General features: G+C 58.0%; 14 protein-coding genes. 6 read left to right on the forward strand and 8 right to left on the reverse strand.

Annotation, left to right across the window (positions count from 1 at the left end; translation table 11 throughout):
* Positions 1–104 precede the first annotated feature (104 nt).
* Complete coding sequence (locus AC0J41_RS01000) at positions 105–290, reverse strand: hypothetical protein (protein WP_025111839.1); 186 nt, start codon at positions 288–290, stop codon at positions 105–107.
* 68 nt (positions 291–358) lie between these two features.
* Positions 359–946 carry an LOG family protein gene (locus AC0J41_RS01005; protein WP_025111838.1) on the reverse strand — a complete coding sequence of 196 codons (588 nt, stop codon included), beginning with the start codon at positions 944–946 and terminating at the stop codon, positions 359–361.
* 340 nt (positions 947–1,286) lie between these two features.
* On the opposite strand from AC0J41_RS01005, the gene azu reads away from it, so the two are divergent.
* Positions 1,287–1,733 carry an azurin gene (azu, locus tag AC0J41_RS01010; protein WP_473014321.1) on the forward strand — a complete coding sequence of 149 codons (447 nt, stop codon included), beginning with the start codon at positions 1,287–1,289 and terminating at the stop codon, positions 1,731–1,733.
* A 183-nt stretch (positions 1,734–1,916) separates the two neighbouring features.
* Here azu and nadE read toward each other — a convergent pair whose 3' ends face one another.
* The 5 genes from nadE to AC0J41_RS01035 form a co-directional block, all read right to left on the reverse strand.
* Entirely contained in the window at positions 1,917–2,744 is an 828-nt protein-coding gene (nadE, locus tag AC0J41_RS01015) for an ammonia-dependent NAD(+) synthetase (protein WP_424799991.1), read from the reverse strand.
* A gap of 4 nt (positions 2,745–2,748) precedes the next feature.
* Positions 2,749–3,972 carry a nicotinate phosphoribosyltransferase gene (pncB, locus tag AC0J41_RS01020; RefSeq protein WP_025111835.1) on the reverse strand — a complete coding sequence of 408 codons (1,224 nt, stop codon included), beginning with the start codon at positions 3,970–3,972 and terminating at the stop codon, positions 2,749–2,751.
* A 50-nt stretch (positions 3,973–4,022) separates the two neighbouring features.
* A complete protein-coding gene (locus AC0J41_RS01025) occupies positions 4,023–4,277 on the reverse strand; it encodes a hypothetical protein (RefSeq protein ID WP_473014322.1) in 255 nt (84 codons plus the stop codon).
* On the reverse strand, positions 4,270–4,539 hold the full coding sequence (locus tag AC0J41_RS01030; RefSeq protein WP_473014323.1) for a hypothetical protein: 270 nt from the start codon (positions 4,537–4,539) through the stop codon (positions 4,270–4,272). The genes AC0J41_RS01025 and AC0J41_RS01030 overlap by 8 nt, the downstream gene beginning before the upstream one ends.
* A gap of 132 nt (positions 4,540–4,671) precedes the next feature.
* The gene (locus tag AC0J41_RS01035) at positions 4,672–6,126 is read right to left on the reverse strand and encodes an alanine/glycine:cation symporter family protein (RefSeq protein WP_473014324.1); all 1,455 of its coding nucleotides are present in this window, start codon (positions 6,124–6,126) and stop codon (positions 4,672–4,674) included.
* Positions 6,127–6,462: 336 nt separating this feature from the next.
* Here AC0J41_RS01035 and AC0J41_RS01040 point away from each other — a divergent pair, with 336 nt between their 5' ends.
* On the forward strand, positions 6,463–7,104 hold the full coding sequence (locus AC0J41_RS01040) for an XRE family transcriptional regulator (RefSeq protein ID WP_473014325.1): 642 nt from the start codon (positions 6,463–6,465) through the stop codon (positions 7,102–7,104).
* Between the two features lie 28 nt (positions 7,105–7,132).
* Here AC0J41_RS01040 and AC0J41_RS01045 read toward each other — a convergent pair whose 3' ends face one another.
* Positions 7,133–8,038, reverse strand: coding sequence for a LysR family transcriptional regulator (locus tag AC0J41_RS01045; RefSeq protein ID WP_473014326.1), 906 nt, complete (start codon positions 8,036–8,038; stop codon positions 7,133–7,135).
* A 165-nt stretch (positions 8,039–8,203) separates the two neighbouring features.
* Here AC0J41_RS01045 and amaB point away from each other — a divergent pair, with 165 nt between their 5' ends.
* The 4 genes from amaB (at position 8,204) to AC0J41_RS01065 (ending at position 13,783) form a co-directional block, all read left to right on the forward strand.
* Entirely contained in the window at positions 8,204–9,694 is a 1,491-nt protein-coding gene (gene amaB / locus AC0J41_RS01050; protein ID WP_025111830.1) for an L-piperidine-6-carboxylate dehydrogenase, read from the forward strand.
* Between the two features lie 147 nt (positions 9,695–9,841).
* A complete protein-coding gene (amaA, locus tag AC0J41_RS01055) occupies positions 9,842–11,125 on the forward strand; it encodes an L-pipecolate oxidase (RefSeq protein ID WP_473014327.1) in 1,284 nt (427 codons plus the stop codon).
* Between the two features lie 368 nt (positions 11,126–11,493).
* Positions 11,494–12,627 carry an ABC transporter substrate-binding protein gene (locus tag AC0J41_RS01060; RefSeq protein WP_025111828.1) on the forward strand — a complete coding sequence of 378 codons (1,134 nt, stop codon included), beginning with the start codon at positions 11,494–11,496 and terminating at the stop codon, positions 12,625–12,627.
* 241 nt (positions 12,628–12,868) lie between these two features.
* A complete protein-coding gene (locus tag AC0J41_RS01065; RefSeq protein ID WP_003221160.1) occupies positions 12,869–13,783 on the forward strand; it encodes an ABC transporter permease subunit in 915 nt (304 codons plus the stop codon).

Here is a 13,783-nt window from a genome sequence, read left to right on the forward strand (position 1 = left end):
GCTCGCGAAAGCAATTGTTCAGTCACATCCAGAGTGAATGTTCCGACGCTTTCGCGAGCAAGCCCGCTCCCACAGGGATTGTGTTCAAGGTTTAAGCAGTTTGCTCAGGCGTCGGGCGCCTGATCTTTCGGTGCATCAACATCATCATCGTTGTCAGTCGCCACTTCACCGTCAGGGTTCAGTGCCGCTTCTTCAGCCATTTGTTTCTTGCGCTGAAGCTTTTCCTCTTTCTTCTGCTCCTTTGCCAGGTCTCGTTGACGTTTGGCGAAGGAGTAATTGGGTTTGGCCATGGGCGATCCTCTTGGGTCGAAGGTGAGGTTGAGCGGCGCGTATTCTGCCCTGTATCGGTGTCCGGCGGTTAGCCGGGTTTTTGGTCGACCCACTTGGGGGTGACGGTCGGCTTCCACTGATCGAGGGCGTCGAGCAGGGTTTGTGGCGATTCGCTCACTTGCAGCATGTCACGGTGTGGGGCGCGAACGAAGCCTTCGCCGACGATATGGTCGAGAAAAGCGGTGAGTTTGCTGTAAAAACCATTCACTTCCAGCAGGCCCAGCGGCTTGCCGTGATAGCCGAGCTGGCCCCAGGTCCAGACTTCGAACAGCTCTTCCAGCGTGCCGAGGCCGCCGGGCAGCGCGATGAACGCATCGCTCAGTTCGGCCATGCGTGCCTTGCGCGCGTGCATGCCGTCGACCACTTCGAGGCGGGTCAGGCTTTTGTGGCCGATTTCCTTGTCCATCAGGCTTTGCGGGATGATCCCGATCACTTCACCGCCGGCGGCCAGTGCGGCGTCGGCGACAAGCCCCATCAACCCCACGGCGCCACCGCCATAGACCAGGGTCAACTGGCGCTCGGCCAACGCGCGGCCAAGCGCTTTGGCGGCTTCGGTGTAAGCCGGATCAGTGCCGGCGTTGGCACCGCAAAATACACACACGGATTTGAGAGACATGCCTTCCTCCTGGGTCAATCCGTCACAGGGTAATGGCTGGCACGCCTTGATCCAAGGGCTAAACTTCGCGCTCTGGCGATTCAAAGGTACCGCTGGCGCCACAGGCGTAGGCGGCGAGCAAACTGCACAACAGACCGTTAAAGAACATGACAGGCACTCCGTCTCAGTAGATGGGCCGATCATAGGGCCGGCCGGGGAATCTGACCGGTAGATTGTTTCGATGAGTGTCATAGCCTGAAAGTTGTATACAATTTTTGACTCAAGTCATAGGAACTTGCGAAGATTTCAGGCAGTCTTTCCACCATTCGTGTTTTTGTTAACCCTGCCTTGGAGATTCACCATGTTTTCCAAAGTTGTTGCGGTATCCCTGCTGGCGCTGGCCAGCAGCCAATTGATGGCTGCCGAGTGCAAAACCACCGTTGACTCCACCGACCAGATGTCCTTCAACACCAAGGAGATCGTGATCGACAAGAGCTGCAAGACCTTCACCGTCGAGCTGACCCACTCCGGCAGCCTGCCGAAGAACGTCATGGGCCATAACGTTGTGATCAGCAAAGCGGCTGACATGGCCGGGATCGCGACTGATGGCATGGCCGCCGGTATCGATAAAAACTATCTGAAAGACGGCGACGAGCGCGTTATTGCCCACACCAAAATCATCGGTGCCGGCGAAAATGATTCGGTGACCTTCGACGTTTCGAAGCTGGCAGCAGGCAGTGATTATGTTTTCTTCTGCTCCTTCCCGGGTCACAACTCGATGATGAAAGGCACCATTGCTGTCAAGTAAGCAGGTTTACCGCGTCATCGTTCTTCGCGAGCAGGCTCGCTCCCACAGGTTCTGTGTCTGACACCTGAAACCCTGTGGGAGCGAGCCTGCTCGCGAAGGGGCCATCAGCATCGACAGATGACCTGGCCAAAGAAAAGCCCGCAGAGGATCACTCCTCAGCGGGCTTTTTCATTCCATCGGCGATCAAGGCGCGAACGGCATGACACGCTTGTGATGGGTCTTGTTGTAGGTCGCGACGATGATATCGAACGCTTCCTGGCGCACCGGCTCGCCGTGCAGGAACGCGTCGATCTCGGCGTAGGTCACGCCATGGGACGCTTCGTCCGGTTTGCCCGGTGACAGGTCTTCCAGATCCGCGGTCGGCACTTTCTCCACCAGCGACTCCGGCGCACCGAAGCGGCGGGCGATCGCCCGGACCTGGTTTTTCACCAGGCCGCTGAGCGGCGCCAGATCACAGGCGCCGTCACCAAACTTGGTGAAGAAACCCATCACGGCTTCCGCCGCATGGTCGGTGCCGATCACCAGACCGTGCGCTGCGCCGGCGATGGTGTACTGGGCGACCATGCGCATCCGCGCCTTGGTGTTGCCGAGCACAAAGTCCACCGACACCGCGTGCTTGCCTTCAAACGCCGCGACTTCACTGGCCAGCGACTTGACCGCCGGGCCGATGTTGACGGTGTGGCGCTCGTCCGGGGCGATGAAGTCCACCGAAGCTTGTGCGTCGTGCTCATCGAACTGGGTTTCGTACGGCAGTCGCACGGCGATGAACTTGTAGCTGTGGTCGCCGGTGCGCTCGCGCAGTTCGCGCATGGCGCGCTGGGCCAAGAGACCTGCGGTCAGCGAATCGACACCGCCACTGATGCCCAGCACCAGGGTCTTGAGACCGGAGTTGACCAGGCAGTCCTGGATGAAGGTGATGCGCCGGGCGATTTCCGCTTCGAGGGCCTGGTGGCCGGCGAATGGCGGTTGGACCTTGAGCTGTTCAGCAATCTCACGCTGTACGGCTTGCATGAATTCACTCCTTGCTAGATAGACTGGAAACGGCAGGAACCTGGAAAACGTGTCGCAAATAGGCGACAAAGTTGGGGTCTTTACAGTGAGTCTTGCCGGGCTCGTCGGAGATCTTCGCCACCGGCTGGCCGTTGCAGGCAGTCATTTTAAGCACGATGCTCATCGGTTCGACACCCGGAATGTCACAGGTCAGGTTGGTGCCGATGCCAAAGCTGACGTTGATCCGACCGTGCAGCGCGCGGAAGATCTCCAGCGACTTGGGCAGGCTCAGGCTGTCAGAGAACACCAACGTCTTGCTCATCGGGTCGATGCCGAGCTTGTGGTAGTGGGCGATGCATTTTTCGCCCCATTGCACCGGATCCCCGGAATCGTGGCGCAGGCCGTCGAAGAGCTTGGCGAAGAACAGGTCGAAATCGCCGAGGAAGGCATCGGTGGTGATGCAGTCGGTGAGGGCGATCCCCAGCAAGCCACGGTATTCCCGTACCCAACAATCGAGGGCGGCGATCTGGCTGTCGATCAGCCGTGGGCCGAGTTGCTGGTGGGCCATGATCCACTCGTGGGCCATGGTGCCCAGCGGTTTCATGTCCAGTTCTCGGGACAGATGCACGTTGCTGGTGCCGACGAAGCGCCCTGGGAAATCGTGCTTGAGCACGTTCACCACTTCTTCCTGCACGCGATACGAAAAGCGCCGACGGGTGCCGAAATCGGCGACCTGCAACTGCGCCAGTTCATCGGCCGAGGCGTTGGCGCTGAGCCAGTCGAACTTGCGATACAGCTGTTCACGCGCCTGCACCAGTTCAATTTCCCGGTAGCGATAGCGGTTGCGCACTTCGCTGACGATCGCCAGCAGCGGCACCTCGTACAAAATCACATGCAGCCACGGGCCGCGCAGACGGATGAACAGTTCGCCGTTTTCGATGCCGGTGTGCAGGTAGCGCAGGTTGAAGCGGAACAGCCCGAGAAACCGCAGGAAATCCGGTTTGAGGAAGCTGATGCGCTCGAGAAAACTCAACTGGTCGGCGCTCAGGCTCAGGTCGGCCAGACGCTCGATCTGATAGCGGATCTCGGCCAGATACGGCCGCAGGTCCTCGCTGTTGCGGCAACGGAACTCCCATTCGACTTCGACGTTGGGGTAGTTGTGCAGCACCGCCTGCATCATCGTCAGTTTGTAGAAGTCGGTGTCGAGCAGGTTCTGCACGATGCGATCGGCAAACACACTCTCGCTCATAAACGGGGTCTCCTGGTGCACCGCGCATGGCGCGGTATCAAACAATGGTGCTAGTGGCGCATATCAGCGGTGGGGATTGCCAGCGCTTTTTTGCTTTCAGGTGAAAGATCCTCTGACGCCATACACCCTAGCCCACAGAACTTGGCTATTTTCGGTTGCGCATCAAGCGCGGCTTGAATGACTCGCTCAAGTTGTTCACCGCTTTTTAAATAATCGGCCAATAGAGAGTGTTTGGGTATTAGATGGATTTCAACTGCTTTGATCAAGGCAGCTTTGAGCATTTCTTGGGTGACTATTTTATACATGAATCACACCTCCTTTGAAGGTGATCTGTTCCAGTGTGTCGACGCCGTCCTGAAGTAATACGTAGGCCGGAAGTATCAGTCTGTAAAAGTCAGAGTCGTTAGTGCCTTTAATGGTGACAAGTGTGAAAGCCTCCAGGAGGCCCGCAGCGGCGCGAATTCTGAAGCAGGCATCTTCAAATAATTGGTTGGGTGTGGCGTGCGAGTCTATGAAGAATGTCGGGATATTGGTCGCATTTGCTTTGAGGGGGTAAAAGCGATTCATGGGATAACGTCCTTCGGTTTTTCAATCGTGATAGTTCGAAAAAGCATTGCTCTTTAAATTTTATGTCTGAGTGGTATTGAAGTGGTTTCTGCAAAGCCATTAATTAATCTAATGGCTTTGTATTTTTCCGAACTAAGTTTGAATAGGCTGTTTGCTGATGTTTGAGGACTGAGCGCACTCGCTATGAGGGCCGCGGTGCCTTGGCGGCCACGCTATAGGATCAAGATCCAGATCAAGGAATTTGCTTGAATCGAAAACTGGAGTCTTGACGCCGGCACGGCGTTGTTCGTCGTAGTCGCGCAAAACACGCATGCTGATTTTGAAGAGCAGGAACATGGCGACCAGGTTGACGAGCGCCAGCAGCGTCATGGTGATGTCTGCGAAAGCCAGAACAGTGGACAGATCTTCGATAGCCCCCAAGAACACTAATATCAACACCAGCGCACGATAGAAAAACAGCGTTTTTCGTGGTTCAGCAAATATGAACCGCAAGCTGTTTTCTCCCAAGTAATAGTTGTACAACATTGCGGTAAAGACGAATAACGCAAGCACTACGCTGATAAACATCCGCCCCCATTCCCCGACGACGGCTGCCAGCGAGTTTTGCGCCAGAGCAATCCCGTCACCTTCAAACCCCGGTGTGTAGAAACCTGAAAGCAAAATCAATAACGCTGTACAGGTACAGATGACGAATGTATCGATGAAAACACTCAGCGCTTGTACGGCGCCTTGTGCAACCGGGTGTTCGATCTTCGCTACCGAGGCGACATTGGGAGCACTGCCGAGTCCTGCTTCGTTGGAGAAAACGCCTCGTCTGACACCCATGATGATTGCACTGCCAACCATTCCCCCAAACGCCTGATCCAGACCAAACGCGCTTTTGATAATGGTCATCAGCATGGCCGGTACCTGATCGAACTGCAGAGCGATCACATAGGTAGTGACGCCGACGTAGGCGAGAACCTTCAGTGGAACCAGAAGATCGGCTACCGCAGCTATGCGTTTTATTCCGCCAACGAAGACAGCTCCCAACGTCAAAGAAAGTACGAGCCCTGAGTACGTAGGCGACAAGCCAAATGCATCGTTTAGCGAGTGTGATACCGCATGGGATTCGAGACCATTGATTGCAAAACCGAAGGTCACCAGCAATAACACTGCCGAGATCATCCCGAGCCATCGCTTGTCCAGACCGTGCTGGATGTACCAGGACGGGCCTCCGCGGTACAGGCCTTTGCCATCGCTGCGCTTATACAGTTGCCCTAACGTACACTCGAAGAAGCTGCTCGACATGCCTAGAAGAGCGGTCATCCACATCCAGAATACTGCGCCGGGCCCGCCCATGCTCACTGCAATCCCGACGCCAACTATATTGCCAGTACCGACACGGCCGGCAAGGCTGAGCGTCAATGCCTGAAATGAACTCAAATGATGGCTGCTAGCGCGCCAGCTGCCGTGTAGAACGCCGAACATATGGGGGAAATATCTGAACTGGACAAATTTCGACCGGATGGTGAAGTAGCCTCCCAGTCCTAGAACTAAAGGTATCAATACCTTGCCCGACAGAAAGTCGTTGATGATGTCTAGCATTCAAAGCTCCTTGCTATTTAGAGTGCTGGCGTATTAATGGTGTCTGCGTTTCAGGAGTCGTAATATCCAGCCATATTTCATCCGATGCAATTTCGCAAGTTGCTTAAATGTGATGCGAGTTGCTGCTATGGTTGCCGCCTCTTGATTTCTGTTGGGTCATTGTATGTGTGAATTTCTTCCGGCTAACTTGAAGCTGCTGTGTGGTCAGGTCACTACCGATCTGTCGCAGAAGTTTGTAGGAAACTTCGAATTAATCGTGGGCAATTCAATAAGTATCTTTGTGGGAAAAGCGTTCCAACATCTTTCAATCTCAAACGCATTTGTGATTTTTTTGGCGTGGAAGAGTTTGAGATAGGTTTGCCGCCGGAGAAATTTATTGCCCTGATTGGCGATAAGGCTAATAAGAATCAGGCCTCGGGAGCAGCGGTGGCATCACGGATAATGCATGAACACCTTCGTCAACAGTCTTCACCTGAACTGAAAACCCATGTCGGCTACTACTATGAGTATTACCATGCTATGACCGAACCTGGCTCCATCCTGTGTTCGCTTGTGCACGTGCGGGAGGAGGGTGATGACATTGTTTACGAGCGAAACGAGCGCTTACAGATTGCCGGGGCGGGAGGGGATTTTGAACGGTATCAATATCTGGGTATTGCTTATTACCTGCGCGATCGCCTGTTTTTTGTCGATTATGAATCGCTGACTTCAAACGAGATCAGCCAAACCATTCTCATCCCGAGTTTCAAAAGCTGTATCACGCGGCTCAATGGTTTGAAACTGGGGGTTTCTGCTGCTGATCACCGTGCTCCTTCTTGTTCAAGGGTCGTTTGGGAGTTTCTTGGGCGCGATATCAATCGGGTCGATGCTTATCGGCGCGTTCGGCTGTACAAGCCGGATGATTGCGCTATAGACGCCGATTTGCGTGCACGTCTCGCTCAAGCCCAGGTTGTGGATAGCTTGTTTGTGATCGCCTGACGAATTCCCTGGAGTTGCCGAAGGGAAATCAGTCGTCGACGGGGCTATTGATCTGCTCCAGCATCCACTTCACAAAATCGCGCACCTTCGGCACTTCCGCCGCATGTTCCGGGTAGGCCAGGTAATAGGCGTCGGAACTGGGCATCGCATGCTGCCAGGGAATGACCAGTTTGCCGTCGGCCAATTCCTCTTCCACCAGAAAGCGTGGCAACAGCGCCACGCCGCAGCCGACCTGGGCGGCGCGGATGCACATATAAAAGGTTTCGAAACGCGGCCCGTGGTAGCTGTGTTCGGTGTGGTAACCCTGACTGTCGAACCAGTCGTGCCACGCCTGTGGGCGCGAAGCGTTTTGCAGCAGCACCAGATCGGTCAGTTGCGTCGGGTCGGTGAATGGCTGATCCGGCAGGCTGCCCGGCGCACAGACCGGCACCAGCTCTTCGCCGAACAGCTTCAGGCATTCGGTGCCGGGGCGGGAACCCTGGCCGAAATAGAACGCCAGATCGCTGCGCCCTTGCAGCAAATCATCCGCCTCCTGCTCGTTGCACAGATCCAGATGGATCGACGGATGGCGCAGACGCCAGCCTTTCAGGCGCGGTACCAGCCAGCGGGCGCCGAAGGTCGAGGGCGTAGAGACGCGCAGGACTTCGGTCTCGCCGCCGTAGGAACGCAGGTAATGCGTCGACATTTCCACTTGTGTGAGGATTTTTCGGACTTCCACCAGGTACAAATCCCCGGCCGGGGTCATTTGCAGGCGACGACGCACTCGCCGGAACAACAAGTGCTGCAACAATTCCTCAAGCTGCGCCACTTGCTTGCTGACAGCGCTCTGGGTCAGGTTCAGTTCCTCGGCGGCCCGGGTAAAACTCAGGTGCCGGGTCACGGCCTCGAAGCACTGCAATGCGGTGATCGACGGCAGGTGGCGTTTATTCAGCATGGGTGATCCCTTTTTCTTGTCTTTCTATGCGCAGCATGAATAAACGGAATGATATCTCGCGTAAAGGTCGTTTGTTGCCTCGTCGTACTGACGCTACAACTAAAGGCCTGCCCGGTCGTGAACATTCGGCCGCACCCATTCAGTTTTTCGCTTGAGGAGTGACCCATGGTTGCCGCATTGCTTGATCGTCTTGGCGTGAACCCGGCCCTGTACCAGAACGGCAAAGTGCCGGTGCATTCGCCCATTGACGGCAGCCGCATCGCCGCCGTGAACTGGGAAGGCCCGGCCGAAGTCGAGCAGCACATCAGTCGCGCAGATCATGCGTTCGAACAATGGCGCAAGGTGCCGGCCCCGCGTCGCGGCGAGCTGGTGCGCCAGTTCGGCGAAGTGTTGCGCGAGTACAAGGCTGACCTCGGCGAGCTGGTGTCGTGGGAGGCGGGCAAGATCACCCAGGAAGGTTTGGGTGAAGTGCAGGAGATGATCGACATCTGCGACTTCGCCGTCGGCCTGTCCCGTCAACTGTACGGCTTGACCATCGCCTCCGAGCGCCCGGGCCACCACATGCGTGAAACCTGGCATCCGCTGGGCGTGGTCGGCGTGATCAGTGCCTTCAACTTCCCGGTTGCGGTGTGGGCGTGGAACACCACGCTGGCGCTGGTCTGCGGTAACCCGGTGGTGTGGAAACCGTCGGAAAAGACCCCGCTGACCGCGCTGGCCTGCCAGGCGCTGTTCGATCGCGTGGTGAAGAATTTCACCGATGCTCCGGCGCATCTGTGCCAGGTGATCATCGGTGGTCGCGATGCCGGCGAGGCGCTGGTGGATGACCCGCGCGTTGCGCTGATCAGCGCCACCGGCAGCACCCGCATGGGCCGCGAAGTGGCGCCGAAAGTCGCCGCGCGTTTTGCCCGCAGCATCCTCGAACTGGGCGGCAACAACGCGATGATCCTCGGCCCGAGCGCCGATCTGGACATGGCCGTGCGCGCCATTTTGTTCAGTGCGGTCGGCACTGCCGGTCAGCGTTGCACCACCTTGCGCCGCTTGATTGCCCATGAGTCGGTGAAGGAAGAAATCGTCACCCGTCTCAAGGCCGCCTACGCGAAAGTGCGCATCGGCCATCCGCTGGAAGGCAATCTGGTCGGCCCGCTGATCGACAAGCACAGCTTTGAAAACATGCAGGACGCGCTGGAGCAGGCGTTGAGCGAGGGCGGCCGGGTGTTTGGCGGCAAGCGTCAGCTTGAAGCGCAATTTCCCAACGCCTACTACGTGTCGCCGGCGATCGTTGAAATGCCGGAGCAGAGCGATGTGGTCTGCAGCGAAACCTTCGCGCCGATCCTCTACGTGGTCGGTTACAGCGACTTCCAGGAAGCGTTGCGCCTGAACAACGCAGTGCCACAAGGCCTGTCGTCGTGCATCTTCACCACTGACGTGCGCGAGGCCGAGCAGTTCATGTCGGCGGTCGGCAGCGACTGCGGCATCGCCAACGTCAACATCGGCCCGAGCGGCGCGGAAATCGGCGGGGCGTTTGGTGGCGAGAAAGAGACCGGCGGTGGTCGCGAGTCGGGCTCAGACGCCTGGCGCGCGTACATGCGCCGCCAGACCAACACCGTGAACTACTCGCTGGAGTTGCCGCTGGCGCAGGGCATTACCTTCGACTGACAGGTGGATCCCCCCCCTGTGGGAGCGAGCCTGCTCGCGAAAGCGCTGGGTCAGACGACATGGATGTTGGCTGATATACCGCTTTCGCGGGCAAGCCTGCTCCCACAGGGTATGCAGTGTTTGGCAGGTTTCTGTTGGAGTCTGGCAATGCCGTTACGCGAAGAATGTCTGTGGGAAAAACTCACGCCGCAACGCCCGGATAACACCGCGCTGCGCGGCGAAGTCAAAGTCGATGTCTGCGTGATCGGCGCCGGGTTTACCGGGTTGTCGGCGGCGCTGCATCTGTTGGAAAAAGGCAAGCGCGTCTGCGTGCTGGAAGCGCATCGCGCCGGGCACGGCGGTTCCGGACGCAACGTCGGGCTGGTCAACGCGGGGATGTGGATCCCGCCGGACGAGATCGAGGCCGGGTTTGGCGAGGCCGTTGGCAGCCAGCTCAACCGCATGCTCGGAGCGGCGCCGGCGCTGGTGTTCAGCCTTGTGGATAAATACCACATCGATTGCCAGTTGCGCCGCGAAGGCACCCTGCACATGGCGCACAACGCCAAGGGCGAGGCGGATCTGCGCAGTCGCGAGCAGCAATGGAAACGCCGCGGCGCTCCGGTCGAACTGCTGACTGGCAAGGCCTGCGAGCAGGCCACTGGCACGCAAAAAATCGCTGCTGCACTGCTCGACCGCCGCGCGGGCACCCTCAACCCGATGGCCTATGTCACCGGGCTGGCCAATGCGGTGAAAGGCCTGGGCGGGCAGATGTTCGATCACTCGCCCGTCACCCGCCTCGAACGCCAGGGCCAGCAATGGTCGGTGCAAACCGAGCAGGGCTCAGTGCTTGCCGAACAAGTGGTCATTGCCTCCAACGCCTACACCGAAGGCGACTGGACCGAACTCAAGCGCAATTTCTTCCCCGGTTATTACTATCAGGTCGCTTCGGTGCCGCTGACCGAAGACGCGGCCCAGGAAATTCTCCCGGGCGGGCAGGGCTCGTGGGACACGCGGCAGGTGCTGAGCAGTATTCGCCGCGACAAGGACGGCCGGTTGTTGCTGGGCAGTCTGGGTAACGGCAATCAGAAACCGACCTGGTTTCTCAAGGCCTGGGCTGACCGGGTACAGCAACATTACTTCCCCAACCTGAAACCGGTGGAGTGGGAGTGCACCTGGACCGGGCGCATCGCCTTCACGCCCGATCACCTGATGCGCCTGTTCGAGCCGGCGCCCGGCCTGGTCGCCGTCACCGGTTACAACGGTCGCGGCGTGACCACTGGCACCGTGGTCGGCAAGGCCTTCGCCGATTACCTGTGCCACGGCAATCCTCAAGCCCTGCCGATCCCCTTCGCACCGATGCAGCCCTTGGCCGGTGTCGGCTTGCGCAGTTGCCTGTACGAGGCCGGGTTCTCGCTGTATCACGCGGGCCAGTGCCTGCGCATCGTCATTTGAGTGTTGAAATATGTTGCCGGAAGCGGCGCTTTCCGACGCAACGACTAGCCTGTAATGGTGCGGGTTGTAGCAGTCCCGCACCAGCAGTGTGCAGTTCGGTGACGCGAGCTGTTACAGGCTGGTTGCACGTCGTTTGGTGCCGCGGTTGCAATGATGGCGCAAGCGGGTTGCGCCCATGATTTAAAAAGGTTTCACCTTCCGCGGTTTAGACGGTTGCACGCCCAATGAAAATGGGAACGAAACAGTCGAAATAACAAGAAAGCAGCGACTTTTTGAAGAATAAAAAACCGATGGCACGGCGCTTGCTCAGAGCATTCAGTGAAGTGAAGTCGCAGTGCCAACTAAAAAAAACCTTGGAGCACCACCTCATGTCCCAGACGTTTTACAAGAAAGGCTTTCTGGCCCTCGCAGTCGCAACTGCGCTGGGTGTTTCCGCGTTTGCTCAAGCTGATGTGAAAATCGGTGTAGCGGGTCCAATGACTGGCGCCAACGCGGCATTTGGCGAGCAGTACATGAAGGGTGCACAGGCAGCGGCGGACGCGGTCAACGCGGCAGGCGGCGTCAACGGCGAGAAAATCGTTCTGGTCAAGGGCGATGACGCCTGCGAACCGAAACAGGCGGTGACGGTCGCCAAGGACCTGGTCAACCAGAAGGTTGCCGGTGTGGTCGGTCACTTCTGCTCTTCCTCCACCATTCCAGCCTCGGAAATCTACGACGAAGCCGGCGTCATCGCGATCACCCCGGGTTCCACCAACCCGCAAGTGACCGAGCGCGGCCTGAGCGCCATGTTCCGTATGTGCGGGCGTGACGACCAGCAAGGCATCGTGGCTGGCGACTACATCGTCGACGTGCTCAAGGGCAAGAAAGTCGCGGTGATCCACGACAAGGACACCTATGGTCAAGGTCTGGCCGATGCGACCAAGGCGCAGCTGATCAAGCGCGGCGTGACCCCGGTGATCTACGAAGGCCTGACCCGTGGCGAGAAAGACTTCAGCGCCCTGGTTACCAAGATCCGCGCTGCGGGCGCCGATGTCGTGTACTTCGGCGGCCTGCACCCGGAAGCCGGTCCACTGGTCAAGCAACTGCGCACCGAAGGCCTGAAAGACGTGAAGTTCATGTCTGACGACGGCATCGTCACCGACGAACTGGTGACCACTGCCGGTGGCCCGCAATACGTCGATGGCGTGCTGATGACCTTCGGCGCCGACCCGCGCCTGCTGCCGGAAAGCAAGGCGGTGGTCGAGCAGTTCCGCAAGGCTGGCACCGAGCCTGAAGGCTACACACTGTACGCCTATGCTTCGATCCAGACCTTGGCCGCCGGTTTCAACGGCGCCAAGTCCAACAGTGGCGAGAAAGCCGCCGAGTGGCTGAAAGCCAACCCGGTGAAAACCGTCATGGGCGAGAAAGCCTGGGACAAGAAGGGCGACCTGAAAGTGTCCGACTACGTGGTTTACCAGTGGGACGCGAGCGGCAAATACCATCAGCTGGAAAAACAGAAGTAAGGGCTGACGCGATCAGCTGAACAGCCATTGCTCCATGTGGGAGCGAGCCTGCTCGCGAAGACGGAATGACTGCCAACACATGTGTTGAATGTTCAACCGCTTTCGCGATCAGGCTCGCTCCCACAGTGGACAGAGGCGGTTTGACTGATCGTGTCTGCATTGCTCCGACGTAAATCTGTATTTTTCCTAGAAGAGCCGCCCGCCCACCGGTGTGCAGGTTCTCATTGCGTGAGATTGCGTTATGGATGGTATTTTCCTGCAGCAACTGGTCAACGGCCTGACCCTCGGGTCGGTCTATGGCCTGATCGCCATCGGCTACACAATGGTCTACGGCATCATCGGCATGATCAACTTCGCCCACGGCGAGGTTTACATGATTTCTGCTTACCTGGCGGCAATCAGTCTGGCTCTGCTGGCTTACTTCGGTATCGAATCCTTCCCGCTGTTGATGCTCGGCACGCTGGTCTTCACCATCGTCGTCACTGGCGTTTATGGCTGGGTGATCGAACGCGTCGCCTACAAACCTCTGCGCAACTCCACCCGACTGGCACCACTGATCAGCGCCATCGGGATCTCCCTGATCCTGCAAAACTATGCCCAGATCAGCCAGGGCGCCCGTCAACAGGGTGTTCCAACGCTGCTCACCGGTGCCTGGCGCATCGACGTCGGCACAGGCTTCGTGCAGTTGACCTACACCAAGGTGTTCATTCTCGTCGCCGCGTTCGTCGGCATGGGCCTGCTGACCTACGTGATCAAGTACACCAAGCTCGGCCGCATGTGCCGCGCCACCCAGCAAGACCGCAAGATGGCCTCGATCCTGGGGATCAACACCGACCGGGTGATTTCCTACGTGTTCATCATCGGTGCAGCGATGGCGGCCCTGGCCGGCGTGCTGATCACCATGAACTACGGCACGTTCGACTTCTACGCAGGCTTTGTCATCGGCATCAAGGCGTTCACTGCCGCAGTGCTTGGCGGGATCGGCTCGCTGCCCGGCGCGATGCTTGGCGGGATCATCCTTGGCATCTCCGAGTCGCTGTTCTCGGGCCTGGTCAACTCCGACTACAAAGACGTGTTCAGCTTCTCGCTGCTCGTACTTGTTCTGGTCTTCCGGCCGCAGGGCCTGTTGGGCCGTCCTCTTGTGTCGAAGGTGTAA

The sequence above is a fragment of the Pseudomonas sp. Arb-4-2C genome (genome assembly GCF_055755015.1).

What these genes read in the sequence shown, in the direction of transcription:
- AC0J41_RS01065 (WP_003221160.1), top strand. Translation starts at nt 12,869, where the DNA reads ATGGATGGTATTTTCCTGCAGCAACTGGTCAACGGCCTGACCCTCGGG.
- AC0J41_RS01035 (WP_473014324.1), bottom strand. Translation starts at nt 6,126, where the DNA reads ATGCTAGACATCATCAACGACTTTCTGTCGGGCAAGGTATTGATACCT.
- AC0J41_RS01005 (WP_025111838.1), bottom strand. Translation starts at nt 946, where the DNA reads ATGTCTCTCAAATCCGTGTGTGTATTTTGCGGTGCCAACGCCGGCACT.
- AC0J41_RS01000 (WP_025111839.1), bottom strand. Translation starts at nt 290, where the DNA reads ATGGCCAAACCCAATTACTCCTTCGCCAAACGTCAACGAGACCTGGCA.
- pncB (WP_025111835.1), bottom strand. Translation starts at nt 3,972, where the DNA reads ATGAGCGAGAGTGTGTTTGCCGATCGCATCGTGCAGAACCTGCTCGAC.
- AC0J41_RS01045 (WP_473014326.1), bottom strand. Translation starts at nt 8,038, where the DNA reads ATGCTGAATAAACGCCACCTGCCGTCGATCACCGCATTGCAGTGCTTC.
- amaB (WP_025111830.1), top strand. Translation starts at nt 8,204, where the DNA reads ATGGTTGCCGCATTGCTTGATCGTCTTGGCGTGAACCCGGCCCTGTAC.
- AC0J41_RS01060 (WP_025111828.1), top strand. Translation starts at nt 11,494, where the DNA reads ATGTCCCAGACGTTTTACAAGAAAGGCTTTCTGGCCCTCGCAGTCGCA.
- nadE (WP_424799991.1), bottom strand. Translation starts at nt 2,744, where the DNA reads ATGCAAGCCGTACAGCGTGAGATTGCTGAACAGCTCAAGGTCCAACCG.
- azu (WP_473014321.1), top strand. Translation starts at nt 1,287, where the DNA reads ATGTTTTCCAAAGTTGTTGCGGTATCCCTGCTGGCGCTGGCCAGCAGC.
- amaA (WP_473014327.1), top strand. Translation starts at nt 9,842, where the DNA reads ATGCCGTTACGCGAAGAATGTCTGTGGGAAAAACTCACGCCGCAACGC.
- AC0J41_RS01025 (WP_473014322.1), bottom strand. Translation starts at nt 4,277, where the DNA reads ATGTATAAAATAGTCACCCAAGAAATGCTCAAAGCTGCCTTGATCAAA.
- AC0J41_RS01030 (WP_473014323.1), bottom strand. Translation starts at nt 4,539, where the DNA reads ATGAATCGCTTTTACCCCCTCAAAGCAAATGCGACCAATATCCCGACA.